Consider the following 26,340-nt stretch of genomic DNA (forward strand, 5'->3'; position numbering starts at 1 on the left):
ACGGCCCGCATCTTGCGGAGGATGAGGCGTGGTCGAGACCGCGTCGATCATGTTCGACATCGGGGTCATCGCGACCGTTGGGTTCCTCGGCGCGGCGCTCGCGTCGCGAGCCCGCGTGCCCGTGGTCATCGGCTACATCATCGCCGGCATCCTGATTGGGCCCAACATCCACCTCCGCGTCTTCGGATGGTCCTACGACGGCGTCTTGGGAGACAGCACCTTCCTCCAGAACATCTCCCAGATCGGGCTCGTGCTCCTCCTCTTCTTCGTCGGGCTCGAGTTCAGCATCACGAAGCTGATGAAGACCAAGGAGGCCGCCGCGATCCTCGCGGTCACGAACCTCGCCGTGAACATGTTCGCGGGTTTCGTCATCGGGGCGTGGCTCGGATGGCCCCTGATCGACACGATCTTCATGGCGGGGGTCGTCAGCATGTCGAGCTCCGCGATCACGGCGAAGTCGCTGATCGACCTCAAGCGCCTCGGCAACAAGGAGACGGAATTCCTCCTCGGAATGGTCATCCTCGAGTCGTTCCTGTCCATGTTCCTCCTGACGATCGTCAACGGGATGATCGTGCCCTCGGAGACGCCGGTGAACGTGCCCGCGCTGTTCGCGGGGGTGGGCATCTTCATCGGGTTCTTCGCGCTGCTCGCAGCGGTCGTCGTGCCGCGGACGGCCGCGCTCTTCGCGCGGATCCGGAGCGAGGAGCTGTTCGTCCTCTTCGCCCTCGGCACGGTGTTCCTCGCCGGCGCCTTGGCGGAGGCGTTCCGCATCCCCGCCATCGTGGGCGCGTTCTTCATGGGCATGGTTTTCGCCGACACCCGGATCGCGGGCCGGATGAAGGTCAAGATGGAGTCGATCCGTGACGCGTTCGTCGCGATCTTCTTCCTGAGTTTCGGCATGCTGATCGACCCCGGATCGCTCGGATCCGTCTTGCCGATGCTCGTCATCGCGGTCCCGCTCATCCTGCTGAACGACCTCTTCCTCACGGCATCTCTCGCCTATTTCATCGGTTTTTCCGGGCGCGCCTCGACCGCGATCGGCACGAGCCTCGTGGCCCGGAACGAGGAGGCGATCCTCTACGCGACGGTGGGGGCCCGCGCAATCCGGGCGAACGGCCAGCTGCCGAACGACTACGCCGGTCGATACCTGACGCCATTCGCGGGAATCCTCTGCATCGTGATGAGTTCCCTCGCTCCCATGCTCATGATCCGATCGGACCGAATCGCGGACTTCTTCACGCGGCGTCTGCCGAAGTCGATCACGTTCGGCGCGGAACTCGTCAAGAGGACTCTGAAGACCGTCATCATGCCCAACTTCCTTCCGATCTACCGACGGAAGCGGCTTTTCCAGGCGTCGATCATCGTGTACGCCGCATGGATCATCGACCTGACCGTGACGACCGGCATGGCGCACCTGGCGATGTCGATCTTCACGCCGGTCCTCGTGTTCGCGGTGTGGGCCTCGACGCGGCACGCCTTCCGCGATCCCGTGCGGCACACGAACTACGGGGTGGACGGAGGGCCGTTCAGCCGATCCGCGATCGAGGCGTTCGTCCTCCGAATCGTGGTCGGGGCGCTCGCAGTCGTCGGGCTCGTCGCAATCCTGTGGCAGTACTACTGGCCGTCGACTCTTCTCATCTTGTATGCATACTTCCTCGTCGTCATATTCAGCATGAAAGTGGTGTACCGGCGCCTCGGGCTCGGAGTCGGCCGTCGACCAGCCCCGGTTCGACTCGTGCGACGCATGCCACCGTCGCGGAGCTGGCGGGCTGCGAGCGGCCGCCGTTGAGTCAGACGATCGGATACGTCAGGTCACGGATCCAGGTCTCGTCCCCGATCGTCGTCTCGGGTCCGTGCCCGGGAAAGACGCGCGTCTCCGGCGGCAGCTCCTTGAGCCTCCGCAGGCTGAAGACCATTTTCGCCGGGCTCCCCCCGAAGACGTCGGTGCGGCCGCAGGAGCCGGCGTAGAGCGTGTCGCCCGTGAACAGGAGGCCCGCCGACTCGAAGTAGAAGCACGCGGCGCCTTCCGTGTGTCCCGGCGTGTGGAGGGTGCGGATCGCAACGTCACCGAGTTTGAGTTCAGATCCTTCCTTCAACAGAAGGTCGGCTTTGATGGGAGGAGGCGGCGCGGGGAGGAACCAACGCGTCTCGCGGGCGTTCTTCTCGAGGCGCGGGGCGTCGACCTCGAAGATCGCGATCTTCGCGCCCGTGGCGGTTCGGATCGATGCGTCGTCCGCGGTCGCGTCCATGTGGCCATGCGTGTTCAGGATGAAGACGATCTTTGCGTCGAGTTCGGCCGCCTTCGCCAGGATCTGATTGCCACCGAGCGCCGGGTCGACCACCGCGGCCTGCTTGCTCTTCTCGTCCACGAGGAGGTACGCGTTGTTGTCGAGCGGGGCTGAGACGACCTTCTCGACGAGCATGGCACGCGGGGCAACCCGAGGAGCTTTCATAAACTTGCCGCAAGATTTGGAGTGCAAATCGATCCGGAGATGGCGTGCCGGACTCGCCCCGTCGAGCGCAGCCTTAAGCCGGTCCGGGACATCGAGGCTTCGATGACGGTCGGCGGCCTCAACTTCAGCTGTCCCAAGTGCAATAACCCGCTGTTCTTCACATTCCGCTTGTCGGATCAGGGAGATTCAATGACGCGCGAGATCAATTGTCCCGGCTGTCGGACCGCTTGGCAAGTCGGGCTCGACATCCATCCGAAGTGAGATCTCGGTCTCGCGCGGAAGCGCCATGACCCGCTCCGATCGATCCGAAAACGGCGGAGTGCGGGGCGCGGGAATCGAACCCGCGTTAGAAGCTTGGGAAGCTTCTGTCCTACCATTAGACTAGCCCCGCTGACGTTCGTTGAGAGTTGTGCGGAGGTATTTTTCGGTTTGGCTAGGACCCCAGCCCCGTGACCGAAAGGTACGCCCACGCAAACGCAAGGAGTAGGACGACGACCCCGAGTTCTGCCCGCAGGAGCGCGTGAAGAAAACCGCGTCCGCGCAGGTCGGTGACGCGATTGGAGATGGACAATCCGACCGGAATCGCAACCACACCGAGGCAGAAGACCAACAATCGGAAGACAGCCTCGTTAACAGCCGCCTCGGTCATCGATCCACCGGCGAGAGCACCTCGGATCGTTCCGAAAATCAAGAACACTAGGATCAGGGCGAAAAGGGCCGCGAGTTCGGGAATGACGAGGAGCGGTTGGACTCGGCCAAACTCCGAGCCAGTGTATTGCTGCCACCGCCGCGCCGCCACGAGCGATTGCGTGCCCACGGTCACCACCGCCGTCCACGCGAAGGCGATGCCACACCACGTTCGAAGTCGATCGTACAGCGCGACCTGCGAACCCGATTGGGAGCCGATGTCGCCCGCCAAGCCGAGGTCCAACATCCAAAGTACGAAGCCGTACACAACGGGAGTCGCGAGGATGCCGGCAAACACGGCGAAGCGGCTTCGCGATATCCAATTACTCTGCATGGGAGCCGCCGTCGGCGCCATCGCAACGGTCGATCGAACCGCGACGAGGCAAACGAGGAATGCCATCGCGGGAACCGCGATGAAGAGCAGGGTCGTCTCGAAGGCCGTGACCGAGCATCGGAGGCGCGCCGGATGAAGCTTACCGGACCGTCTCGAGCTGCGATATCACGTTCCAGATCAGCGTCCGGCCGTGGAGCGGGATGTTCGGATCGTTCGCGAGATCGTCCATGATCATGATCGCACTCGTTACGCGCAAGTCGAGGGCCTCGTTCTTCTTCGCGAGCCGAGCTTTCGCCTCGGAGGCACCGCGTCGGATGTTCCTAGGGACGGACGTGTCCTCCGCGATCTGATCGAGGACGTCCATGATTTGCTTCAGCTTCGCCTCGGTGTCCATCTGACCATCTCGCGGTTGTGAGCGTCGTCCTCAACTTGGTGCCCTCGGCAGTCCCGCTTCCTTGTAGGTCGTGACGACCATCAAGGTCTTCGTGTCCTTGATCCCTGAAATCGGAGCGAGGCTCGAAAGCACGAAATCTTTCAGCCCCTTGTAGTTCTTGAAACGGGCCTTCGCGATGATGTCCGTGTCGCCCGTGACCAGGAAGACGTCCTGGATCACCTCGAACCTCGAGATCTCCGTCGCGATGCGGTCCGCCTCTTTCGTGTCGACCTTGAGCGTGATGACGGCGGCGACCTGGTCCTCGCCGTAGAGGGCGGTGAGGGCTTGCTCCATGTCGCTTCCTATCGCCATCATCTGAGGGATGGCGGGCCTCGGTAATTAAAGTTTATCCGCTCGTTCCTTTCATCGAGAAACAGGCGCGCCGCATTTGCGGCAAAATTCGTCGTCCGCGACGAGGCTCGCGCCGCACGACGCGCAGGCGCTCGCGACGAGCCGGGTGCCGCACTTCCGGCAGAATGCATCGTCTCCGTGGAGGGCCGCTCCGCAGTTCGGACACGCGCTCGTCGCGGCCTGAGCCGCCGGAGGTGCCGCCAACGCCGCTGCGACATCCACGGATTCGCCATCCGCCGCGCGCTTCGATTGCCGCGCGAGGCCAAGGGACCCGGTGTAGTCTTTCGCATCGAATCGCGCTTTGGCGGCGTCCAAGAGCTGCGTCGCCTGCCCGAGATCGCGTCCCGTCGCGCCGGCGGCCTCGATCGCCGTCGTGGCGACCTCAATCGAGAATTTCGACTGCATGAGGTTCGGCGGGAACTCCTTCTGGATGAGCTCCTTGGTCGTGACCTCCTCGGATGAGGTGGAGCGCGGGAGCCGCTCGAGCTTCACCAAGTCACCCTTCGAAGATTGCGCCGACTTCAGGGCAAGGAGCCGCTGCTTTGCCTTCGCCGTGAGGTCGACGGCCACGCGGTAGTTCCGGCGCGCGGAGGCTGTCTCGGCCTCACGCAACCAGTCGGCCGATTCCTCGCTCCGGATGCCCTGGCGCTGCATGGCCAACAGGATCGCTTTCGTCGTCACGATAGCATTGTGCGCTTCGTCGGTAAGCTCGTCGTCCCGCTTCGCCGTACGTAGCCGACGATTTTTCATCCGTTTCCGAAAGAACCGCATCTCGAGGAACGAGAGGACACCCAGGGCGACCGCGAACAAGATGAGCGCGACCGCGACCATCGGGTCCGTGCCGGGATCGGCCATCGCGGCCGGTCGAGCCCGGTGAGCCCATAAAAGCATTTCCACCCGTTTTTCCGAGGTGATTTCCTCCTCCGGACCCGAGGCTCAGCTCAGCACCTCGGACAGGCGCCCCTCCTTCTGCGCCACACGAATCTCTCGGGCGATTCGGCGGCCCGTCGACATCCCTGGCTCCGCCAAATCCGCGTACGGCGACCCCGCGATGAACAGGTTCGTCCCCGCGACGATTCGCGTGGAAATCTCAAACACTTTGAACTCGAGCCGGTCCGTGACAATCGTCTCGAGGCAGAACGGTCCGATCATGCCACCGAACAGCGTGATGGACCGCTCGACGGCGCGCTCGCCCATCTCGAACGCCTTCGGGAGGAGCGACTCCCGCAGGACGACGGGCATGTTCCCTGTGACGACGAACGTCGGAAGGAGGCCGATCTTCCGGAGCGCCTCCTGCGCCCCCAGCTTGTACATCTCGTCAATGTTCGCCTCGTCCCGCCGGTCGACGCCGAGCATCTCCAAGGCGCCCTTCGAGAGCCGGTAGCCCGTCGTCGCCAGGGGCGAGTAGAAGTAGTGGATGTAGTACCGCGTGCCGACGACGTACTCCTGGATCGTGTACTTCATGCCCGGCCGGATCGACTCCTTGAAGTCCTCATAGTTCTTCGCGATGAAGGCGCCGCGGCCCCCCTTCGCGCCGTAGTACTTCACGAACACGGGTCGGTCGATATCCTGGGGCCGCTCGATCTTCGCCGGCATCGAGACGCCGGCGGAGGTCAGCCATTCCCGCTGCTTCTCTCGATCCGTCTCCCACCGCAGCACCTCGCGGTTCCCGAACGTCGGGATGCGGAGCTTCGCGAACGTCTCCGCGCCCATGTACTCCACGAAGGAGCCGTGCGGGACGGTGACGACCTGCTTCGCGACTAGGTCGTCCGCTTGGTCGACGATGTCGGCGTACGAGTCGACGAGGAGGAACTCATCCGGCCTCGCGAGCGGGAACGCATCGTAGAATCGCGGTCGCTCTCCGATCGCGATCCCCAACGTGCGGAACCCTTCCTGGCGGGCGCCATGGAAGATCTGCAGGGACGAATGGGAGCAGACCGTCGCGACGACGAGGTCCTCGTACTCCTTGAGGATGGACGTAATCGCGGAACGATTTACCATTATCCGACGAATGCCCTCGGGGGATTAAAGGTTTAAGGCGCACGCGGCCATCGTTCGAGAGGCACATGGATTCGAACGCCAAGTTCGGCATCGTGCTCCTGTCTATATTGATCGTCGTGAGTCTCGGCTGAGTCAACTGGATGACGTCGAGCCTAAGGCTCGCCAACCCCATGCCGAGAAGCCAGGATCGCATCCGCTACTCGCATCGCGCGGACTGTATCCGCCACGTCGTGGGCACGGATCACGTGCGCTCCGTGAGCCACCGCCAGGGTCGCCGCCGCCACGCTGCCCGCCAAGCGGTCCCGCATCGGCTCGCCGCCCCCCAGGCGGGCGATGAAGGACTTCCGAGAGACGCCGACGACGACGGGATGACCGAGCGCGGCAATCGGGTCGAGGTTTCTGAGGATGGCGAGGTTGTGCTCGACGGACTTTCCGAACCCGACTCCAGGGTCGATGGCGATCGCTTGACGTTCGACGCCGTCCTCCATCGCCGCTTTCACGCGGCCGGCCAGGAGGTCCCGGATTTCCCCGACTACGTCGGCGTACTGGGGCGCCGTCTGCATCGTCATCGGGACGCCCTGCATGTGCATGACGACCGCGCCGGCGCGCGCCCTCGAGATGACCCGGGCCATGCGCGGATCGGAGAGACCGCTCACGTCGTTCACGATCGCGGCGCCGCGCTCGAGGGCCTTCGCGGCGATTTCGGGTTTCCGCGTGTCGATCGAAATCGGGATGTCGAGTTTGCGCACGACGGACTGCAACACGGGATCGACCCGTCGCCATTCCTCATCGGCCGGCACCGTCGCCGATCCGGGACGGGTGGATTCTCCGCCAACATCCAGGATCGAGGCGCCTTGCTCCGCGATGTCGAGCGCCCTTTGAATCGCCGCCTCCGGGGCGGAGTAGCGTCCGCCGTCGGAAAAGGAGTCCGGCGTGACGTTCAGAACGCCCATCACGTGAGTCCGATCGAGCACGATCTCCCCGAGCCGATGGCGCCACATGCGCGCGGACTCCGCCACGTGCCGCCATCGCCCGCGGTGTATTTCAGCGCGCGCGGAGCTTTATTATCCGGCAGTCGGTACGCGAGCCCGATATGCGAATCCTATTCCTCCATGTGGATTACCTCGAGTACGAGATCCGGGAGAAGGCCCTGAAGGACGTCGAGGACGTCCCCGCGTCGAGACGAAGAGGGCGCGTCGAAGAGGCGCTCGTCTGCTTCATCACCGCCGAGAAACGGGATGAGCGGGACCCAAGGGCGACTGCGCAGCAGGCCTCGACGAACATCGAGGACGTCGCCGGCCAGGTCGGCACGAAACGCGTCGTCCTGTATCCGTACGCGCACCTAAGCTCTTCCCTGGCAGCCCCGGGACCCGCGCAGGAGATCCTCCGCTCCCTGGAGAAGGACCTTGCCCATCGCACCTTCGACGTCCACGCGTCGCCGTTCGGTTACTACAAATCCTTCAAGGTCGCCGTGAAAGGCCACCCGCTGAGCGAACTCTCGCGGGAGATCGTCGTGGAGGCCGCCGCGGCCCGGACAGAGGAGATCTCCGAAGCGGTCCGAGCGGAGACGCGGCTCGTCTCCCACTGGCACGTCCTCGAACCGAACGGGGAGCTCCATCCGCTCGCGATCACGGATGGAAAGCTTGGAGGATTCGACTTCCGGGGCCACGATCGCCTCGAGCGATTCGCGAAGTATGAGATGGCGAAGTCGCGGGAGGTGCGAGAGGAGCCGCCGCACGTCCGCCTGATGCAGGACCTCGAACTCGTGGACTACGAGCCCGGATCGGATCCGGGCAATCTCCGTTTCTACCCGAAGGGGCGGCTGATCAAGGCCCTCCTCGAGGAGATCGTCTCCCGCCGGATCCAAGAGTACGGCGCGATGGAGGTCGAGAGCCCGGTCATGTATGACTTCGAGCACCCCGCGCTGAAGTCGTACCTGAACCGCTTCCCCGCGCGACAGTACGTCGTCCAGACGCCGAACAAGAAGGCGTTCCTCCGCTTCAGCGCGTGCTTCGGCCAGTTCCTGATCATGAAGGACATGGTGCTCTCGTACAAGCAGCTCCCGCTGGCCCTCTACGAGCTGACCCGCTACTCGTTCCGCGCGGAACAGCGGGGCGAGCTCGCGGGGCTCCGGAGGCTCCGGGCCTTCACGATGCCCGACTGCCACGCCCTGTGCGCGGACGTCGAGCAGGCGAAGGCGCACATGATGATCCGGTTCGAAGTCGCTTGGAAACTCATGTCCGACGTTGGATTCGCGATGCCCGACGACTTCGAGGTCGGGATGCGGGTCACGGAGCCGTTCTGGCGGCAGCACAAGGACTTCGTGATCGCGTATGCGAAACGATGGGGCAAACCGCTGCTCGTCGAGATGTGGTCGGAGCAGTCCTTCTACTACGCGATGAAGTACGAATGGAATTTCGTCGACACGAACGACAAGGCGGCCGCGCTGACGACGGACCAAATCGACACGGAGAACGCGAAGCGTTTCGGGATTACCTTCACGGACGAAAAAGGCGTGGAGCGGCACCCCTTGATCCTGCATCTCTCTCCGAGCGGTGCGATCGAGCGGGTCCTGTACGCCTTCCTGGAGAAGGCCGCTGCGGACTCCAAACGGGATAAGCCGCCCATGCTCCCGGTTTGGCTCGCGCCGACGCAGGTCCGGGTGGTGCCGGTGAGCGGGGACCAGCTCGACCACGCCCGCGGCCTCCTCGAGCGATTCCCCGAGGTGCGAGTCGACGTCGACGACACCAACGACACTCTCGCCAAGAAGATCCGTCGCGCGGAGAAGGAGTGGGTCCCCTACATCGTCGTCGTGGGCAAGAAGGAGATCGAGAGCGGGGTGCTCAACGTCCGGGTGCGGGCGACGAAGGCGCAGGCCCAGATGTCCGTCGACGAGTTGCAGAAACGGATCCGAGCCGACACTGCGGGGCGTCCGTTCCGGGCCCTCGCGGAGCCACCGGCCGTGAGCGCTCGGCCGACGTTTCACGGATGATCCGCCCGAACGGAATTCTCAATCGTGAGAACGGCGGGCGATCGGTTATGAATGCCGCCCCGCTCCGCGTGACGTGGTCGCATGAAACGCGATCTCTTCGAGCGGATCCTCGGAATCGGGGTCCTCGCCCTCGGCCTCGCGGTCATCTTGTTCACGTTCTCCCAGGCGCTGGCAATCGCGACGAACCCGGGCCCGTGGCTCGGCGGCCAACTCCCGCAAAACCCGCAGCAGGCGGGACCGATCGCCTCGTTCGACTGGACGAGCAGCGACGCCACCGTCACGTTCGCGGACTCGAGCGGACCGGGAGACGCCTCGATCGTCTCATGGGACTGGGACTTCGGCGACGGGCAGCGGGGCAGCGTGCCGAATCCGACGCATACCTACTCGTCGTACACGGCATACCAGGCGAGCCTCGTCGTCCGGGATGCGAATGGGAAGGAGAGCATCGCGTTGGCTCAGGTCACGACGGTCCTCGGCGACACGCGATCCGGACGGGGCTTCAACACGCCGACCGCCGCGGGACTGAACCTCAACCTGGACCTCGCGGAGCTCCTCCTTCCGGTCGCGATCGTCTTCCTCACCTCCGGCCTCTTCCTCGTCATGACCGTCGCGGGCGGGTCGATCATGAAGGCGGGCTGGAACATCTTGAAACCAAAGCCGGAGACGATCCACGTCCGGCTGAAGCCGAAGCACCTCGCCCAGGCGCTCGAGGAGGACTCGACGCTGACAATCCCGCCGCCCCCCGCGACGTAGGTTCAGCGACGACCCGGCGTCCGCGGGAAGTCGCTCGCGAGGGAGTCCGACTGCGAGGACTCGGAGACAACGTCCGCGATGGAGACGGAGCCTTGCACCGCGTCGACGATGGGGGATCGGACCCCCGTCATGATCGCGAGAACCCGGAGGATCCCCTCATATTTGGGATCCACCCGGACCCCGAAGATGACGTTCGCGTCGGCCCGAATTTCCTCCGTCAGACCCTCCACCACCGCATTTGCCGTCCGCAGGCGGAGGCCCGGGCCAGCGCTGATGTGGATCAGCGCACCGCTCGCGCCCCGGTAATCGACGTCGAGGAGCGGGTTGTCGAGGGTATCGGAAACGACTTGGTCCGTGTCGTCTTCCGCGTTCTCCCCGTAGAACACGGTCGACGTCCCACCCGACTCGAGGATCGTGCGCACGTCGCTGAAGTCTAAGTTGATCAAGGAGGGGAGCGTGATCGACTCCGTGATGCCTTTGATGACCTCGCTGATTAGATGGTCCATCACGGCGAACGCATGTTCGACGGGCAAGTTCGGGACGAGGTCGAGCAAGCGGTTGTTGTCCAGCACGATGAGCGAGTCGGAGCAACCCCGGAGACGCTGGATCCCGGCCCGGGCGTTGCCCATCCGGCCCCGCTCCGCCCGGAACGGCGTCGTGGCCAGGGTGATGACGACGCTGCCTGCGGCCTGCGCCAGATCCGCGACGAACGGGGCGATTCCCGTCCCCGTGCCGCCGCCGAGGCCGACCGTGATGAACGTGAGGTCGGCGTCGCCGATCTGATTCCGTAGTTCCTCCTCGGCGAGCTCTGCGCATCGCTCGCCGATCTCGGGCTTGCCGCCCGCTCCCATCCCGCGCGTGACCCCGCCGCCGATCAAGACCTTACGGTCCGCTTGGATCGAATCGAGGTGCACGGCGTCCGTGTTCACGACGACGGTCCGGGCCCCGTGGATGCCCATCCGGTGCAGCCGGGCGACGGAGTTCCCTCCCGCGCCCCCGCATCCGATGACGAGGACCCGCGGCCGGCCGAACGCAAACGTGTCGAGGAACGACTGGTTCCCGGAACGCTGCGCGGTCTCGAGGCCCATCCTTGGTCCCATCCTCGGCGAGGCGCGGCGGGCGTCGCCGATGCTGCTGGCGCGTCTGAGGGGCGCGCGCTCCCGGCCACGATGCGCTAGCGCTCGGCCCCTTCCATGGCCTTGTGGAGCCGGCGGCGGACGTACTCCCGGACCGCGTTGCGGACCGCGTCTTCGACGGACACGGAGTCGCCCGACTTCACGAGCTGCTGCAGGTCCACCACGTTCCCCTTCGGCAGCTCGATCATGAGCTTGCGAATGTAATCCGGCGCGAAATGGATGTCGATGAACCGGTCGATCGCGGCGCGGATCGCATCGGACACGGTGTCGAACTCCCCGCTCTTCACGAGCTGGTGGAGCGCCTTGACCTTGTCCGGTGGCAAACGAATTGTAACCCGTTCCGATTCCGCTGGCATGGATCGCGAGCCCTTGTCCGACGTTTTGAGTCGATTTGTCTGACACATCGCATTCGGCGTATTTAAACCGTTGTGGGAGGCCCGGACCTTGACAATGCGATCGGTCGTTGACCGGTCCGGCGACGCGACTCACGCGGGCGGCAGGAGCTTCGCGAGGCCCCGGGTCTCCGCGAAGGCGGCCCCGTGGGCGCGCATCTCCCGAATCGCCAATTCCGAGTCGCCCGGCCTCACGTCGACGCCGCGGATCGCATCTTTCAACACGTGGACTTTCAGGCCGCGACGCAGCGCATCGAGCGTCGACGCTCGGACGCAGTAGTCCGTTGCGAGTCCGCAGATGAAGAGTTCGCCGACGCCAATCTCCTGCAGGACCGATTCGAGGTCTCGACCCCGGCCCGTCAGGGCCTGGAAGGCGGAGTACGAGTCTTGCTCCGCATCCATGCCCTTGGAGAGGATCATCGCGCGATCCGGGATCGCGAGGTCCGGATGGAACCGCGCGCCTTTCGTGCCTTGGACGCAGTGAGGCGGCCACGCCCCGCCGAACGCCTTGAAGTGCTTCGTCTCGCGCGGATGCAAGTCCCGGGTGAAAAGGATCGGGAGACCCCGCCTCTCGAAGAGCCGGATCGTGCGGTTGATGCGCGGGATGATCGAATCGCCGTCCGGAACGCCGAGCGCCCCGCCCGGACAGAAGTCGTTCTGGACGTCGACTACCAGCAAGGCGAGCGTCGGGCCCACGTTCTCGGTCGGCGAATCCGGAGACCCGCTAAAAGGTTGGCGCATCCCGGATTCGGTCGAAGTCCTCCCCGTAGTCGTCCCGGAACGCCATGTCCGGTGGGAGGAGGTCGAACCAACGCGCCTCGACCACCTCGTGGCCCGGGCGGAGGTCCGTCGCCGAGGCGCGTGCGATGAACTGCGCGAAGTAGCCGTGGCGAACCCGGACGCCGTCCGTGACCGCCTCGTGGATGATCCTCGTGAGGACCGGATCGCGGAGTCCGATCCCGACTTCCTCGAGGACTTCCCGGCGTAGCCCGGCGTCGGTCCGCTCGCCCTTCTCGAGCAACCCGCCGGGCGTGAACCACATGCCGGCGGAGGAAGGCCGCCGGACGCGGACCAGGACCACGGACCCCCGGCCGTCGTGGATGAGGCCGCCCGCCGCCCAGAAGGGGGCACGGCCGCGTCCGCGGAAAGAAGGGTCGTCCGGCGCGGCCATCCGGGTCCGCCGCACGATCGGGACGCGACCGAAACGGGCGAAGGCGTCCGCCATCCGGTCTTTGCACTCTCCCGGACACATCGCCGATTCCAACGATGGGAAGCTTATTTAACACCGCGCCGAGTTCCCAGCCGAGCACCGGAGGTGCGCGCGTGCCCCTCGAGGACGTCACGGACCGGGCCAACAAGGTCTACGACGCGATGAAGTCCGCCGGCATCACGTCGGAGGAGAAGATGCGGGATGCGGAAGCGATCACCAAGATGTCGAAGCTCTCGAAGAATTTCGTCCTGCAGGCCCTCCAAGAATTGCAGTCGAAAGGCTACGCGAGACGGAAGGCCCGGGAGAAAGCCGCGGGCTACTACCTCGTCAAGTGAGACGTCCGCAAGGGGCGTCAACGGCGCTTCGGCCGCAGCGCGGCGGCGATCATCATCGGCAAGAGAGCCGAGGCATCCCCCTCGATCGTCACGTGCTTCGCCGTCGGTTTCACCTTCCCCCACGAGATGCCTTCCCGCATCCGCGCTCCGCTCAGGCTCCCGTCCGACTCCGGCGCCGTCGTGATGTAGACGGCGTGGTCGAGGCCGCCGCGGAACTGGTTCCACCAGATCGTGTGATGCTTCGACACACCGCCCCCGATCATCAACGCGCCCGTCTCCTTCGCTGCGAAGACGAGGTCCGCGAGTTCGGCCTCGTCGCGGAACTGGTCGATCCCGAAGTCCTTGTGGTCCTGCCAGAACGACCACAGCTGGTAGCCGACAGCCCCATCGAACATCGCGGGCACATAGACCGGGATGCGGTTCTTCCAGGCCCACCAGAGAAGCGATTCCCGGCTCCCGGCGCGGCGGCCGAGTTCCCACAGGAGCTCCTTCGTCGAGAGGGACCGCCGCCCGGACTCCCAGAGCGCCCGGAGCATCGGTCGGAGTTTCTTCTCCAGGACAATGCCGTACGACTCGTTCGGCACCAAGATGTTGCCGAGCCGGTTCACGCCGAGCCGGTGCAGCTCGACATCGTCGAGGTCGAAACTCCCGTGGTAGTACGGGCTCCAGACCCGCGCGAGGTCGTGGTCCGCGGTCCCGCACGTCGTCACAACGACGTCCACGAGCCTCCGCTCGACCAGCCCCCGCAAGATCCCCCGGATGCCGGTGGCCATGAGGGCCGCGGGGAACGAGAGGAACGTCGTACAGCCCGCGCGGCGGAACATCGCCCGCAGGATTCCGACGCCGTCCGCAATCTTCTTGGCGGTGAACCCGCCGGCTCGGTCCATCTCCTCGACCAACGCCGCGACGTCGCCGGCGCGGGCCAGATCGATGTCCTCCACCTTGCGACGCAACAGGTCTCCCTTGCGCATCCGGCGCCGAATCCTGGGATCTCGATAAAAGGCTATGGAGCGAGCAGCGCGCGGAGTCGCTCCCACACCCCGAGCGGCCCCCTCCAGCGGAAGACGCTGCCGCAGTCCTCGCATCGCCCCCCGCCGTCGTCGTCGAACGCGACCCGCCGCGAGGAGCAGACGCCGCAGATCCCCGCCACCGGTTTCGAGATCCCCCGCCGCCGCCTTTCTTCGTCGACCTGTCCCTCGAGGCTGCGGGCCACTTCCTCCGCATTGCGGGCGAGGGTTAGCCCCGCGAGGTAGTCGCCCTTCGCGAGGACGTCCCGCGCCTGGCGGAGGAGCGTGCGCACCTCCGCCGCGCTCAGGTCGTACGACTCCGCCTCCTTGAGGACCGGTTCGCTCGCCGCGATGATTGCCTGCGCCTTCTCGACCTGCGACTGCCGGAGCTGAATCGCCCGTTCGATCTGCCGCTGCTGACCCTTCATCGCGAGGCGCTCCGCCCGTTTCAGGAGGTCCCCGGCCCGACCGTACTCCGCCGCCGAGATTGAGGTCCGCGCCTGATCCAGGAGGCTTTCCGCCTCCCCCACGTCCGCGCCGACGTTCCGCGCGAGCTCGATGTGGTCCTCGACCGAAGGGACCGACCCTGCGACCTCCTCGATCCGGCGGCTGCTCGCGTCGCCCGCCCTCCGAGCCGCCTCGACGAAGCTCTCGCGGGCCGACGCGAGGCGATGGCGATCGAGGAAATCGGCGCCCTGTTTCCAGGCGTCCTCGGCGAGGGCGACGGCGGCTCCGAGGTTTGCGGCCTCGCGAATCGTATCCCGCGTCTGGGCGAGGAGCTCACGGACCCGATCCGCCTCTCTCGCGTTCGCGTGGCCCGCGGCCCGCACGAGATCCGAGAGAAGGGCGTCGTCGACCACGGAACCCTGGACGAAGGCATCGCGGGCACGGGTCAGGACGGCCGCGGCATCGGCGGCGGTCGGCTCCGTCGGGTCGCAGGGCTCCAGGAGCGCTTGGGCCGCGAGGATCGCGTAGGACCAGGATGCGCGGCGCAACGGCTCCGTCGTGCGTTCGGCGATCCGAGACGCCTCGTGCGCCGCCGAAAGGGCCGCCTCGAACCGCTGCTCCTGGAACCGCTTCCGGGCCGCCTCGAGCAGCGCCTCGACGCGCTCGGCGTCCACGCCGGACTCCTTCCCGAACAGGAAGCCCGACTCTTTCTCGAGGATCGCCTCGAGCTCCACCAGGATGTCCGACGAGTCCCTCGACCCGGCGAGGGCCTCGACGAGGTCCGATTTCCGCTTCAGGCCCTGCAGGCTCACCCGATGGCGCTCCCCGAGCTCCCGGAGCTGGCGCGGTCGCAGCCGCTCGAGGCGCGACTCGATCCGCAGACGGTCCGCCTCGGCCGCGATGCCGGCTGAACCCGGAAGTTCGAGCAGCGCGTGGATCAGATTGTCCCGTCCTCGGGGATCCGCCGGATCCAGGCCATGGGCGCGCGCGAGCTCTTCGAGCACGTCGTCCGGGAGGGCCTCAAGGGTCTCTTGGAGCGAACGCGGGATGCGCGAGACCTCCGCCCGAATCAAAGCCGCCGCGCCGGAATAAACGTTGTGCCGCGGCGGGTCACGCATCGCGCGGTCGGTAGCGGCGGAGGACTTCGATGGCCCACTGCACTTTCCGGAACTCGCGCGGGTCTCCACCGGAGTCCGGATGCAGACGCTTCGCGCGCTCCCGGTACGCCCTCTCGATCGCCGCGCGGGAGGGCCAGCCTCGGCCGAACCGCGGCGGGTGGATTCGCACGTCCGCGAAGCCGAGGATCCGAAGGGCGGCGTCGATCCCCTTCGTCTGCAGGTAGAACTCACGGAGGTCCGAGAAGATCCCGCCCGACTCGTGGCCGCCCTCGATGCTGAACCGCTTGTGGTCCCGGGCGATGGCGGTCCCGAAACGGTGGTCCCGGCCGCAGGCGAAGCAAAAGTATCGGTCGACTACGCATCGCGATGCGTGTTCCGTCGGATGGCGCGAGGTCGGAGCGCGTCGGATTCAGACCGCCTCCTCGATGTCAGCGGTTCACCGCGATGAAGAGCCCGTGAGCTGAACCGCCTGGTCCGCGAACTCCATTGCGGCTTTGTAGTCCCCCGCCGCATATGCGGCACGGGCTTGGCGCAGGGCTTCCTCCGGCTGCTGGACGTCGAAGCGGCCGCGTTTTGCTTTTCTCGTCGCGCGGCGGGCTTCCTTCATTCGTGCGACCAGGGCGTCCCTCGCCGGTCCACCCGACCTCCTCGTCGCCATCTGTGCAGAGATTTCTAGGATCCGGTCCGCGATCCGAGCGGCGTCCTGATAGTTGCCCGATTCGAACGCCGCGCGGGACTCTTTGAGCAGCCGGCGGAGTTCGCGTACGTCGAATCCGGAGTCTCGGGCCCTCTTCGCCGCTTCGAGAGCCTCCGTCATGCGGCTCAGCGCCGCCCTCCGATCCGGTTGGTATGGGGCGGACATGGTGGTCTCGGCCCGATCGGAGAGGGCAATTCCTACCGGATAAGGGCTTGCTCCGCGCCCGCGGGCAAAGCCTTTATCGAAGCGGGCCGCGTTGGCGCATTCGTGTCGTTCCGAGCCGGGCCCTCCGTGTTCAAAGACCAAGGGAAGCTCTCTTTCGACTACGTCCCGGAGAAGATGGTCCACCGGGAGGCACAGATGCAACGGCTCTTCAGCTACCTGCGACCGATCGTCGAGGCGGGCACGTCGAGCAACGCGTTCCTGTTCGGCCCCGTCGGCACGGGGAAGACCCACACCGCGAAGCGCTTCTGCGCAGACTTCCGGAAGCACGCCTCGGAGCACGACCGCGCGGTCGACTACGCGTTCGTGAACTGCCGGCAGCGGATGGGGGACGACGCGGTCCTGTTGGCCCTCGTCCGGCACTTCGACCCCCACCACCCAGAGCGCGGCTTCTCCGTCGCGGAGAAGCTCGACACGTTCAAGAAACACCTCGAGAAGCACAAGCTGCACTTCATCGTGATCCTCGATGAGGTCGACGCTCTCCTGAAGAAAAGCGGCGCGGATCTCGTCTACGCGTTCGCCCGCGCCGCAGAGGAGAGCCCCGGGGCAAAGGGGAACATCTCAATGATCCTGATCTCCCAACGGCCAAACGCCCTCGAGTACATGGACCCGGCGGCCCTGAGCACCTTCCGTCGCTCGAGCGTCGTCGAATTCCCGAAGTACGACCACGAGGAACTCCGGGACATCGTGACGATCCGCGTACAGCTCGCTTTGCATCCTGGCACGGTAGACCAAGAAATCATCGACTTGATCGCGGACATCGCATCCGAGTTCGGCGACGCGCGCTACGCGATCGAACTCCTCGAGAAGGCCGGCATGCTCGCGGACGAAGAAAGCGTCGAAGAGGTCGCGCCCGAACACATCCGAGGGGCCAAGGCCCACGTCCATCCGACGGATGTCCAAGAGCGTCTGGGCCTCCTCGATGCCCCGAAGAAACTCGTCCTCCTCGCGATCGCGCGCAAGAGCCGCAAGAAGGCGTACATCACCATGGGCGACGCGGAGGAGGCGTACACGGTCGTGTGCGAGGAGTACGACCAGAAGCCGAGGGCCCACACGCAGTTCTGGAAGTATGTTCGAGACTTGGACGCCCTCGGCCTGATCGACACGAAGCTGAGCGGCGAAGGGGTGGTCGGCAAGACGACGCTCATCTCTCTCCCGGAGATCCCGGCAAAAGTCCTCGCTGATAATCTGGAACGAAGTTTGAAGAGTCGATGAGGGGTACGGAGAAACCGATGGGATGGGTGCAACCGCACGATGCCATCATGGGCTCGGAGGCTGAGTCACTTCGCTCTGGCATGCCCATGGACCTCGAGAAAGGCGCGTGTTACCTCGTGAAGGAGAAGAAGCCCGAGCTCAGCTTCCGTCTCTTCGATCTCCTGATCGCGCAGCGGACCCCGGGGGTGTGCATCACCCGCCAATATCCGGAGCGAGTGCGGCGGGAGCGCGGCCTCACGGACGTCCGTGTCATCTGGCTCAGTCACACGCCGGGCGAGGACTTCCACAACCCGACCGCGATCGGCACCCTGGCGAAGGTGATCCAGAAGTTCATCGAGGACAACAACGGGGAGGGCGCCGTGCTCCTCGACGGCTTGGAGTACCTGATCATCAACAATGGGTTCCTCCAGACCCTGATGTTCGTCGAGCATGTCAACGAGTTCGTCATGCAGCGCCGCGCCGTCATCATCTTCCCGGTGAGCCCGGAGACGCTCGAGGAGAAGGAGCTCGCCTTACTCGAGCGCAACGTGAAGGTGCTGGAGTCACCGGCCCTCAAGACGGATCTCGAGGCGCGCGAGGTCAGCCGGCTCCTCGACACCTATTGAGGCGCGGGACGCGACCCGATTTGGCGGCCGACGATTTCGTCGACCATGCCGACGAACTTGTCTTCCTTGCCCTTCGGGATCGTCGCACCGGACGCGATGTTGTGCCCCCCGCCGTTTCCGTCGACGGACGCGGCGGCCTCCCGCAGGGCGACCGCGAGATCGACGCCCGATGCGATCTGGTCCCGCGTGCCGCGCGCCGACACCTTCGTGTGGCCGTCCAACACGGAAAGGGCGATGACCGGCCGCGCCTGGTCGAAGAAGAACTGCATTCCGGTGCCCGCGACGGATCCCGCGAGGCTCGGGTCGTCGCAGTAGAAGAACTGGATGTGCTTCTTCGTGTAGAGCCCCTCCCGCTCCAGGCCGGTGAGGTACCCGAGCGTGCGGGACGTGTATTGGTCGAGTAGCCCCTCGGCCTTCCCGAGGGCCTCCCGATCTCCGAGGCACACCGCCATCCCGAGCCCCTCCTGGCCGAGGCGGTCGCAGCTGTTCACGTACGCCTCGAGGTCCTGCGCGTAGATCTGATCCGGCTCGATCCAGTAGCGGTCCTCGACGAGCGTGTCGAGCGCCTCGGGTGCGGCTCCGTTCTCCACGAGGTGGAGCGCCAGCACCGACGTCAGCTTCCTCCGCGCCGCGGGCTCAAGCTGACGGACGCTCACGTCGGAATCGAAGCCCGCCTTTTTCAGGAATGCGGCCGACGCCTCGGGGCGCCCGGACAGGCCGCGGAAGTACGGACGGACCGAGCGTGCGATTGCCTTCGACAGGGGCAAGTCCCGGAGGGCGAGCTGACGCTCCGGCACGACGATCTTGCGGTCCGCGGCCTCGGCGAAGAGCGCGCCGTTCAGCCCGACGAATCCCCCGACGGCCTGCATGTCGCCGATCGCCCCGGCCATGGCGATGCCGGCGAGGTCCCAATTTCGGTCGTCGAGGAGGAGCGTGAAAAGCCAGGTCGTCGTCGCACCGCACATCTCGCGGGCTCCGTCGATGCCATGCTGATGCGGGTTCACGTGCACGATCGCCTCGGAGTCCCGGACCGGCTTGTGGTGGTCCAACACCACGACGGGATAAGGCAGGCGCTCCAAGAGGTCGAGCTGGGCCGAGCCCATATCGCTCACCACGAGGAGCTCATTCGACTCCGCCAGGAGGCGGTCCGCGGAAGCGCGGTCGAGGGCGTGCGCCAACGACGCGTGGATTCGCTTCCCACGGCGCATCAAGGCCCGCGCGAGGATCGACGCCGACGTCGTGCCGTCCGGATCGTAGTGACAGAACACGCGGATGCGCGAAGCCGCATCGACGAGGTCGACGGCCCGCTGCGCGCGGTCGAGAAGACCTTGGGGCGCCAGGTCGTCCAGGCGCTTCGCCATCGGTCACCTACTTCACTTGAAGTTCCGCCAGTTTGAGGGAGTAATCCCAATCCGAGGGCAGGAGCCCGCGATCCTTGTAGTAGCGGGACAGCCGTCGGATCTTCGACTCGATAAGCTGCAGCCCTCGCTTGTTGCTCAGGTCCTTGCCGTGCTCCTTCAGGTGCGTCTGCAGGCTCCCGGCGCGCTTGATGAGGCTCGCGAGATCCTCGGGCATCGCGAACTTCGCGCCTTTCGACCGCAAGATTTCGTGGACGCTGCGTCCCGTGGCGAGGCGGACGCTCGGGACGCCGTACGCATCGCGCAGGCGCACGCCGATCGCCGCGGCGGAGAGGCCTTCCTGGTGCAGGCGCAGGATGGTGTCTTCCACCTCGGCCTTCTCCATCCCGACCCAGGCCGGATTCGCCTTCAGAAACGGTCGGGTCGAACCGCTCTTCCCCTTGCGGTGTGCATGGAGGCGGGCCATCGTTTTCCTCGGAGGCCGTCGCATACCGCGGGCGCGTATTTAAGATTGAGCCCGTGGTCGCGCGACCGCCATCACGCGAAACGTTTTGTCGGTCGCGGGCCCGAATCCCTTCTTCATGTTCGTCGCCGCGAACGCGCCCAGTAGATCGAAGCCGGATCGGCGGAGGAGGGTCCGGATTTCGTCGCGATGGTGCGTCTGGACGATGTGGACTTCTTCGAACCGCTCCAGGACGTGGGCGTCACGCAACACGAAAAAGCGGAACTCCACGGGAAGCCGCCCCGTGTCCGGATCGAAGCGGCTCTCCTCCAAGCGGATGATCTCCCGTTCCGGGCTTCGCTTGTGGGTCCACGATTGGGACGGCGAGGGCCGCGCGGCGGACCCTTGCCAGAACTCGAAGACGAAGAGTCCGTCCCGTGACAAATGCCGCCGCACGGAGCGCAAACATCGCGCGATGTCGCGCGGTGTGAGGAGATATCCGAAGGCTCCAAACATGCACACGGCCGCCCCGAAGGTTCTTCCTAGATCGAACGAGCGCATATCGGCGCGGACGAATCGGACGCGGACCCCCGCGGCGACCGCTTTCTCTCGCGCCCGGACGAGCATCGCCCGAGATCGATCGACCCCGGTCACATCGTATCCGCGTCGTGCGAGAGGGAGATCGTGGTTTCCGGTCCCGCACCCGAGGTCCAGGATCGCGATGGGTTTTAGCCGGAAACGGCGGAACACCTTCTCCAGGAAATCGACGTCTCCTTCGTAGTCCACGATTCCTTCATAGATTTGATCGTAATGGCGGGCGAAACGGCCGTAGGAAACGTCCGACGACGGCGCCATCCGCGGCGCGAAGGCCCTCCGTGGGGATGATGCTATGGCTTCGTCACCACCACCGCCGCGTGGTCTGTCTGGAACGGAGCGAGGGACCGAACGTCCGCGACCGAGAGGCCCGAGGACGCCAACGTCTGCTTCGCCGACTCAAAGACGCGAGCCGGCGCCGCAGTGACGTCGGTGGACCGCGCCTTGACGATGAGGAACGCCGTGCCCCCGGGCCGCAGCATCCCCATGTTCTTGAGGAAGATCGACTCCTGATCGCGCTGGGCGACGTCCTGGTACACGACGTCGACCGTCCCGACCCTTCCCGCGTACGTCTCCGGCCTCGATGCGTCGCCGAGGACGGGCACGAGATTTGCGCGGCGCTCCGCCAGGGTCAGGAGGTTTCGAAACGAACGAGGCGACACCTCGACGGCCGTGATGAGTCCGCGGGCACAGATGTCCGAGACGTGGCTCACCGTCGTGCCGCTCCCAGCACCGAGGTACAAGACGGAGGCTTGCTCTCCGAACGGCCAGCGACGCCCGCCGCATTTCAGGTACGCGGCGAGCTTGCTTCGGTTCGCGTCCCAGCGTCGGTACTCGACGGCGGCCTCCACGGGGAGGCTCTCGCCGTACACGGAGACGCCGGGGACGAGGTTGCGCGTCAGGAGCCACGCTCCCTCCGTGTAGACGCCGTCCCATGTCGTCGGACGGATCGCCATCGTACCCGCCAAGGGAGGGGTTGTAATGAGGCTTCCGCGACACGGCAAACGGACGCTCTTACGTCCCGCGTCGTTTGCGCGATTTCTTGGCGGGAGTCCGACGCGCCTTCGGTGACGTCCCCGGTCCGGTCTCGGGCGACGGCTTGGCCGCGAGCGGATTCTTCGCCGTTCCCGCGGCGAGACGCTTCCGTCCCGCGAGCGCCTCGGCGTCTTCCGGGCGCATCCGCAGCACCTGGGCATAGGCGCGCGTCGCGTCGGCGGTCTGGCGCGCCTCCTCGTGCGCCTTCCCGAGGTTCAACACGATCCGAGGAAGCTCGACCTGCTTCGCGGCCCGCTCGAGGGTCGTGACTCCGGAACCCGCCCGGCCCGAGTGCACGAACGCGACGCCGAGGTTGTTCAGCGCTTCCGCCCGCCTAGGATCGAATTCGAGGAATTCCCGGAGCGCGCCGATGGCTTCGCGTGTTCGACCCGCCAAAAGCAACGCGGCGCCTCGATTGATCCATGCGCTCGCGTCCCGTGCATCCCGCCGAACGGCTTCCTGGAACGCGCTCGCCGCGTCCTCCGGATGGCCGGCCCTGAGGAGCGCGATCCCCCACGCGCGCGCGAGGCTCGGGACCGCTGGGTGGGCTTCCGTGGCCACGCGGAGCACGTTGCTCGCCTCGTCCGCAAAGCCGGCGCGCGCCAAGAATCCAGCTTTCATCAAGAGCGCCCGCACATCCACGGGGCGGAGGGCGAGGTACGCGTCGCACAGGCGCGCTGCCCCTTCGAAATCCCTGTCGGCGGCGAGCGCCTCGGCCCGATGCAGGTCCGCGGCTGGATCGCCCATCTGAGCGGCTCGCCGGAACGCCTTCGTGGCTTCCCCCAGGCGCCTACGCGCGAGGTCCGCCTCGCCCAGCCCGACCCACGGAGCGGGCGCGTCCAATTGGATCGTGGACTCCCAGAGCCGCGCCGCGAGATCGGGAAATCCGAGTCGGGTGAGCAGCGGAGCGAGTTGCGCGGGCCCCGCACGCCAGCCCTCGGGACGCGTTCGACGGCGGACGTGGTCGAGGACCCGCATCCGTACGACCGCGCTGCGACCTTTCGGATTCAGCCCGAGGGATTCGCACATCCGCTGGAGCGATGGCCAGTCGGCGTGCTCTACCTCCGCGGCGGACGGCAGGCTCACGGCGTCACCTCCCGGCACCGCACGGAGATCGCGCATTCCGCGCACCCGGGGTCGCCGGGCAAGTGCGTCCCGAAACACTCGTAGGCGCCTCGGTAGAAGTCCACCTTCTCCCGGAGCGCCTTCGCCCTCCGAAGGCCCGCGCGGGCGTCCTGGAGGGAGGGATTCGAGGCGAGCGCGCGCTCGAACGCCTTCATCGCCAGGGTCGACTCGGAGAGGCCGAGGTGCGCGAGCCCTTTGACGTACCAAAGCCACGCGGCGTCACGGATCCGGAGCGCGCGGTCGGTCCAGAGGACCGTCTCGCCGTGGCGGCCTCCCTTCTGGCACAGGAGGACGCGGTTCGCGATCGCGTCGAAGAAATCGGGATCCAGATGGAGCGCCTCGTCGATGCACTCTGCGGCCGCCGGCTCGTCGCCGAGACGCATCAACGCGGCCCCCTTGTTGTTCCAGGCGGCCACGTGCTCCGGACGCCAGCCGAGGACCGTGTCGTAGCAGGAGATCGCGCCCCGGTAGTCTCCGAGCTCGTGGAGGACCGCACCTTTGTCGATCCAGGCCTCGGTCGACCGGGGGTGGATCGCGAGGACGCGATCGTACGCTTCGACCTCTTCCGGGAAACGGCCGAGCTCGTGGAGCGTCGAGGCGAGGCCCATCCAGGATTCCTCCGACTCCCCGTTGATTTTCAGCGCTTGCGCGAACGACTCGAGGGCGCCTTCCAGGTCGTTCGCCCTCCGGAGCACATGTCCGCGCATGAGCCAGGCCGCATCGTACTCCGGTTTCAGGCGCAGGGCGACGCCGAGCTGTCTCAGGGCGCCGTCGAGGTCGCCTTGCTCGGCCGACCGACGCGCCGCCCGCATCGCCGCCTCCAACGACTCGACGCTGGGAAGGAACCGCTCCTCGACGGCGGGAGGGACCATCACCCGTCCGCCTCCCGGTCGACGTGACGGAGGCACGTCGTCCGCCACTTGAGCGCGGGTTCATGGTCCGGCTTGAGGGCGAGGGCACGGTCGTACGCTTCGAGCGCATCCCGATACCGCTCGAGTTGCTGAAAGGCGACGCCCTTCCCCGTCCATGCGTCGGGGCTGCGCGCATCCCGCTCGATCGCCTGGTCGTAGCGGAGCAGCGCCATCTGCGGATCACCGCCTTCGAGGGCCAGCTCCGCGAGCTGCAAGAGGACCTGCGTGTCCTCCTTCTCCGGTTCGATCGACTCGACGAATGCCGCGAAGTCCGGGGAGACGGACTCCCTCGGGGGCTCCGCTTCCGGCTCGTCCTCGATGTCCGCGAACGCTTTCGCGAGGGATGGCAGGTCCGCCATCGCCGCGGCCGACGACTCCGCTTCGGGAGGGGAGGGCACCCCGATCGCTTCCCGGGCCGCGCGCACCGCCGGCGCGTCCGGACCGATTTCGGAAGCGCGCTCGAGGGCCGCCGCCGCGGCGTCGCGGTCGCCGAGGGCCGCAAGGGCTCGGGCTTTGCCCGCCCACGCGTCCACGAGGCCCGGCTCGAACGAAAGGGCCTTGTCGAAGTACTCGAGCGCCTCCTTCGCGCGACCGTGGTCGAGGAGGATCCTGCCTTTCGCCAGCCATGGGGCCGCGAAGTTCCAGCGGAGCGCGATGGCGCGATTGTAGTACTGAATCGCGGCGCCCCACCGGCCCTTGCGCTCTAAGAGCTCGCCTTTTCGGAACACGAGCAGCGCGTTCCGCGGATCCTTGCCGAGGGCTCGCGTGAACAGTGCTTCCGCGGCGTCCGTATCGCCGAGGTCGAGGAGGGAATCGCCGAGGCCGAGCGCCGCGCGCGCCTCGCCCGGATCTGCGTCGAGGACCGCCTGGAACAGGAGGACCGCCTCGTTCGGATGACCGTCGCGCCGCAGCTGCTCCGCCCGGAGCGCGATCTCGCCTCCCTTCGAGGGATCGATCTTGAGCGCCTCGCGCAGGGCGTCCACGGCTTCGGGGAGCCGGCCGCCGCCGAATAAGAGGTTCGCGCGCTCGAACCAGGCCCGTCCGTTCTTCCGATCGAGCTCGATGACGCGCGCATAACACTGCAGCGCCTCCCCGGTCCGGTTCAAGAGGACGAGCAGTTGCGCGCGGTCGAACCATACGCCGATGTCCTCGGGGTGCGCGCGCGACAGCCGGTCGTAACAGGCGAGGGCCGCGGCGTAGTCGCCTTCCTCCAGGAAGCCGTGCGCTTCGTCCCGTAGCCGCGATGTCCGTTGCTCGCCCTCGACCTCCCCGGGGACCAACTCGTACCGGATCGCCCGCGCGAGTCCGTCGGAGACTCCTTTGCACTGCGTCAACGCCTTCGCATCGGCGCCGCGCAAGGCGTCCATGTCCGGAAACGCCGTCGCGATGACGTCCGCGCTGGACTCGGACATGCCGGGGACAGTACCGAGGAAACGAAGGGCTTCGCGGCGCGCCGCGCCCTTCTCGAGGGCGACGAGCCGCTCCGTCGCCGCGCGGGCCTCCGCCTCGACCTGCTGCTCCTTCGACGTCACCGCCATTTCGCGGCCCGCGAGGAAGTCTTCTTTCGCCCGGATCTCCTCGGACCGGGAACGGACCCACGACTCGACGTCCGCGCGTTCCTTCGCGAGGGCGCCTTTCATCGCTTCGATTTCGGCGAGCGCCTCGTCGTCGGCGAGTTCTTCTGGCTCCGGTTCTGGCTCGGGCTCCGGTCCGGGGCCCGGGGGCTCCGGCAGCGGCAGCGGAGGTTCGGGCCGGGGAATCGGCTCCGGCGGGAGCGGTTGGGGAGCGGGCAGCGCGACCTCCTCCGAGTCCGGGGGCTCGATGTCCGGGGGCGCCGGTCCCGGTCCCGACTCCAACGGTGGGACGACTTCTTCATCGGACTCCGGGAGCCGCGACGGCTCCGCCGCGGCCTCGAAGGTGGCTGGCTCCACCGATTCGATGGGGGGCTCGCGGTCCAATGGGCCTGTCCCCTCGGCCCCGACCAACGTCTCGGCGTGTTCGAGGACGTCCGTCCGGAGCCGATACTCGGAGGCGAGGTGGGAGGGCATCCATCCGCACGCCGACAGGTAGCGGCAGACCGCGACGAGGGCCGCGCGTTCCTCCGAACTCCTCGGCGGGGCCCGCCGGCCATCCCGCAGGAACGCATGGAGGATCTCCGCATCTCCGACGCTGACCACGGGATGCGTGTCCATGTCGAGTCGAAGGAGCTGGACCAGACGGACCGCGTCGGCGGAGGGCGTCTCCGAGGGCGGGGCATGCCATTCGACCTGGGAGAGGTCCGCTGCAACGAGCGCGACGTCCCGCGGGTCCACGAGATCGATCAACGACGGGCCGGGAAGGAGCGCGGGGTCCAGCCAGAACGGACAGTACGCGACGAGGTAGTCGGTGCACGCGCCGCACAGGGCGTCGCGACTCGAAGCGCCGCATCGAACGCAGCGCGAGGGGGGCACGCGCGCGACGATGGAAAGAGGGTCATATAAAGACTGG

General features: G+C 66.4%; 28 protein-coding genes and 1 tRNA gene. 6 read left to right on the top strand and 23 right to left on the bottom strand.

Annotated features, from left to right (window positions below; genetic code table 11):
- Positions 1 to 28 precede the first annotated feature (28 nt).
- Complete coding sequence (locus tag VF992_09815; protein HEX9341443.1) at positions 29 to 1,789, top strand: cation:proton antiporter; 1,761 nt, start codon at positions 29 to 31, stop codon at positions 1,787 to 1,789.
- Between the two features lies 1 nt (position 1,790).
- Here VF992_09815 and VF992_09820 read toward each other — a convergent pair whose 3' ends face one another.
- From VF992_09820 to folP, 8 genes are all read right to left on the bottom strand, one after another.
- On the bottom strand, positions 1,791 to 2,423 hold the full coding sequence (locus VF992_09820; protein HEX9341444.1) for an MBL fold metallo-hydrolase: 633 nt from the start codon (positions 2,421 to 2,423) through the stop codon (positions 1,791 to 1,793).
- Positions 2,424 to 2,773: 350 nt separating this feature from the next.
- Positions 2,774 to 2,844, bottom strand: a tRNA-Gly gene (locus VF992_09825).
- Positions 2,845 to 2,886: 42 nt separating this feature from the next.
- On the bottom strand, positions 2,887 to 3,540 hold the full coding sequence (locus VF992_09830; protein ID HEX9341445.1) for a hypothetical protein: 654 nt from the start codon (positions 3,538 to 3,540) through the stop codon (positions 2,887 to 2,889).
- Between the two features lie 73 nt (positions 3,541 to 3,613).
- Positions 3,614 to 3,868, bottom strand: a complete 255-nt coding sequence (locus VF992_09835) for a UPF0147 family protein (GenBank protein HEX9341446.1) — start codon at positions 3,866 to 3,868, stop codon at positions 3,614 to 3,616.
- A gap of 30 nt (positions 3,869 to 3,898) precedes the next feature.
- Entirely contained in the window at positions 3,899 to 4,222 is a 324-nt protein-coding gene (locus VF992_09840) for an Lrp/AsnC ligand binding domain-containing protein (GenBank protein ID HEX9341447.1), read from the bottom strand.
- 48 nt (positions 4,223 to 4,270) lie between these two features.
- Positions 4,271 to 5,113: a zinc ribbon domain-containing protein gene (locus VF992_09845; protein ID HEX9341448.1), complete on the bottom strand. Its 843-nt coding sequence runs from the start codon at positions 5,111 to 5,113 to the stop codon at positions 4,271 to 4,273.
- A gap of 81 nt (positions 5,114 to 5,194) precedes the next feature.
- Complete coding sequence (locus VF992_09850) at positions 5,195 to 6,259, bottom strand: formate--phosphoribosylaminoimidazolecarboxamide ligase (GenBank protein ID HEX9341449.1); 1,065 nt, start codon at positions 6,257 to 6,259, stop codon at positions 5,195 to 5,197.
- A 152-nt stretch (positions 6,260 to 6,411) separates the two neighbouring features.
- Positions 6,412 to 7,278, bottom strand: a complete 867-nt coding sequence (gene folP, locus VF992_09855) for a dihydropteroate synthase (GenBank protein ID HEX9341450.1) — start codon at positions 7,276 to 7,278, stop codon at positions 6,412 to 6,414.
- Between the two features lie 74 nt (positions 7,279 to 7,352).
- Here folP and VF992_09860 point away from each other — a divergent pair, with 74 nt between their 5' ends.
- Both VF992_09860 and VF992_09865 read left to right on the top strand, forming a co-directional pair.
- On the top strand, positions 7,353 to 9,251 hold the full coding sequence (locus VF992_09860; protein HEX9341451.1) for a threonine--tRNA ligase: 1,899 nt from the start codon (positions 7,353 to 7,355) through the stop codon (positions 9,249 to 9,251).
- Positions 9,252 to 9,332: 81 nt separating this feature from the next.
- Positions 9,333 to 10,004, top strand: a complete 672-nt coding sequence (locus tag VF992_09865; protein HEX9341452.1) for a PKD domain-containing protein — start codon at positions 9,333 to 9,335, stop codon at positions 10,002 to 10,004.
- Between the two features lie 2 nt (positions 10,005 to 10,006).
- Here the strand turns inward: VF992_09865 and ftsZ are convergent, their stop codons facing one another.
- The 4 genes from ftsZ to VF992_09885 all read right to left on the bottom strand — a co-directional run bounded on the left by ftsZ (position 10,007) and on the right by VF992_09885 (position 12,757).
- Positions 10,007 to 11,092 carry a cell division protein FtsZ gene (gene ftsZ / locus VF992_09870; GenBank protein ID HEX9341453.1) on the bottom strand — a complete coding sequence of 362 codons (1,086 nt, stop codon included), beginning with the start codon at positions 11,090 to 11,092 and terminating at the stop codon, positions 10,007 to 10,009.
- A gap of 86 nt (positions 11,093 to 11,178) precedes the next feature.
- On the bottom strand, positions 11,179 to 11,496 hold the full coding sequence (locus VF992_09875; GenBank protein HEX9341454.1) for a ribbon-helix-helix domain-containing protein: 318 nt from the start codon (positions 11,494 to 11,496) through the stop codon (positions 11,179 to 11,181).
- A gap of 129 nt (positions 11,497 to 11,625) precedes the next feature.
- Positions 11,626 to 12,228, bottom strand: coding sequence for a nicotinamidase (locus VF992_09880; GenBank protein ID HEX9341455.1), 603 nt, complete (start codon positions 12,226 to 12,228; stop codon positions 11,626 to 11,628).
- 28 nt (positions 12,229 to 12,256) lie between these two features.
- Positions 12,257 to 12,757: an NUDIX domain-containing protein gene (locus VF992_09885; protein HEX9341456.1), complete on the bottom strand. Its 501-nt coding sequence runs from the start codon at positions 12,755 to 12,757 to the stop codon at positions 12,257 to 12,259.
- Positions 12,758 to 12,855: 98 nt separating this feature from the next.
- Between VF992_09885 and VF992_09890 the strand changes: the two genes are divergently transcribed.
- Positions 12,856 to 13,077, top strand: coding sequence for a transcriptional regulator (locus VF992_09890; protein ID HEX9341457.1), 222 nt, complete (start codon positions 12,856 to 12,858; stop codon positions 13,075 to 13,077).
- Between the two features lie 17 nt (positions 13,078 to 13,094).
- Here the strand turns inward: VF992_09890 and VF992_09895 are convergent, their stop codons facing one another.
- From VF992_09895 to VF992_09910, 4 genes are all read right to left on the bottom strand, one after another.
- Positions 13,095 to 14,048 (bottom strand): deoxyhypusine synthase, encoded by a 954-nt coding sequence (locus tag VF992_09895; protein HEX9341458.1) that lies wholly within the window; start codon positions 14,046 to 14,048, stop codon positions 13,095 to 13,097.
- Positions 14,049 to 14,080: 32 nt separating this feature from the next.
- Positions 14,081 to 15,604 carry a hypothetical protein gene (locus tag VF992_09900; protein ID HEX9341459.1) on the bottom strand — a complete coding sequence of 508 codons (1,524 nt, stop codon included), beginning with the start codon at positions 15,602 to 15,604 and terminating at the stop codon, positions 14,081 to 14,083.
- Positions 15,605 to 15,641: 37 nt separating this feature from the next.
- On the bottom strand, positions 15,642 to 15,818 hold the full coding sequence (locus tag VF992_09905; protein HEX9341460.1) for a DnaJ domain-containing protein: 177 nt from the start codon (positions 15,816 to 15,818) through the stop codon (positions 15,642 to 15,644).
- A gap of 267 nt (positions 15,819 to 16,085) precedes the next feature.
- The gene (locus VF992_09910) at positions 16,086 to 16,511 is read right to left on the bottom strand and encodes a hypothetical protein (GenBank protein HEX9341461.1); all 426 of its coding nucleotides are present in this window, start codon (positions 16,509 to 16,511) and stop codon (positions 16,086 to 16,088) included.
- A 102-nt stretch (positions 16,512 to 16,613) separates the two neighbouring features.
- Here VF992_09910 and VF992_09915 point away from each other — a divergent pair, with 102 nt between their 5' ends.
- Both VF992_09915 and VF992_09920 read left to right on the top strand, forming a co-directional pair.
- Positions 16,614 to 17,783 carry an AAA family ATPase gene (locus tag VF992_09915; GenBank protein ID HEX9341462.1) on the top strand — a complete coding sequence of 390 codons (1,170 nt, stop codon included), beginning with the start codon at positions 16,614 to 16,616 and terminating at the stop codon, positions 17,781 to 17,783.
- An 80-nt stretch (positions 17,784 to 17,863) separates the two neighbouring features.
- Entirely contained in the window at positions 17,864 to 18,388 is a 525-nt protein-coding gene (locus tag VF992_09920; GenBank protein ID HEX9341463.1) for a DUF835 domain-containing protein, read from the top strand.
- On the opposite strand, the gene VF992_09925 is transcribed toward VF992_09920, so the two are convergent.
- Genes VF992_09925 through VF992_09955 form a run of 7 tightly spaced genes read right to left on the bottom strand, consistent with a single transcriptional unit; the run spans position 18,382 to position 26,303 of the window.
- Positions 18,382 to 19,749, bottom strand: coding sequence for a DHH family phosphoesterase (locus VF992_09925; protein HEX9341464.1), 1,368 nt, complete (start codon positions 19,747 to 19,749; stop codon positions 18,382 to 18,384). The genes VF992_09920 and VF992_09925 overlap by 7 nt on opposite strands.
- Positions 19,750 to 19,756: 7 nt before the next feature.
- Positions 19,757 to 20,212: a 30S ribosomal protein S15 gene (locus VF992_09930; GenBank protein ID HEX9341465.1), complete on the bottom strand. Its 456-nt coding sequence runs from the start codon at positions 20,210 to 20,212 to the stop codon at positions 19,757 to 19,759.
- A gap of 39 nt (positions 20,213 to 20,251) precedes the next feature.
- A complete protein-coding gene (locus tag VF992_09935; protein HEX9341466.1) occupies positions 20,252 to 21,043 on the bottom strand; it encodes a class I SAM-dependent methyltransferase in 792 nt (263 codons plus the stop codon).
- Between the two features lie 32 nt (positions 21,044 to 21,075).
- A complete protein-coding gene (locus VF992_09940; protein HEX9341467.1) occupies positions 21,076 to 21,738 on the bottom strand; it encodes a fibrillarin-like rRNA/tRNA 2'-O-methyltransferase in 663 nt (220 codons plus the stop codon).
- Positions 21,739 to 21,796: 58 nt separating this feature from the next.
- Positions 21,797 to 22,903 carry a tetratricopeptide repeat protein gene (locus VF992_09945; GenBank protein HEX9341468.1) on the bottom strand — a complete coding sequence of 369 codons (1,107 nt, stop codon included), beginning with the start codon at positions 22,901 to 22,903 and terminating at the stop codon, positions 21,797 to 21,799.
- Positions 22,900 to 23,814, bottom strand: coding sequence for a tetratricopeptide repeat protein (locus tag VF992_09950; GenBank protein ID HEX9341469.1), 915 nt, complete (start codon positions 23,812 to 23,814; stop codon positions 22,900 to 22,902). Before VF992_09950 ends, VF992_09945 begins: the two co-directional genes overlap by 4 nt.
- A complete protein-coding gene (locus tag VF992_09955) occupies positions 23,814 to 26,303 on the bottom strand; it encodes a tetratricopeptide repeat protein (protein HEX9341470.1) in 2,490 nt (829 codons plus the stop codon). The genes VF992_09950 and VF992_09955 overlap by 1 nt, the downstream gene beginning before the upstream one ends.
- Between the last annotated feature and the right edge of the window lie 37 nt (positions 26,304 to 26,340).

It is taken from the genome of Thermoplasmata archaeon, assembly GCA_036395115.1.
Lineage (GTDB): Archaea > Thermoplasmatota > Thermoplasmata > RBG-16-68-12 > RBG-16-68-12 > RBG-16-68-12.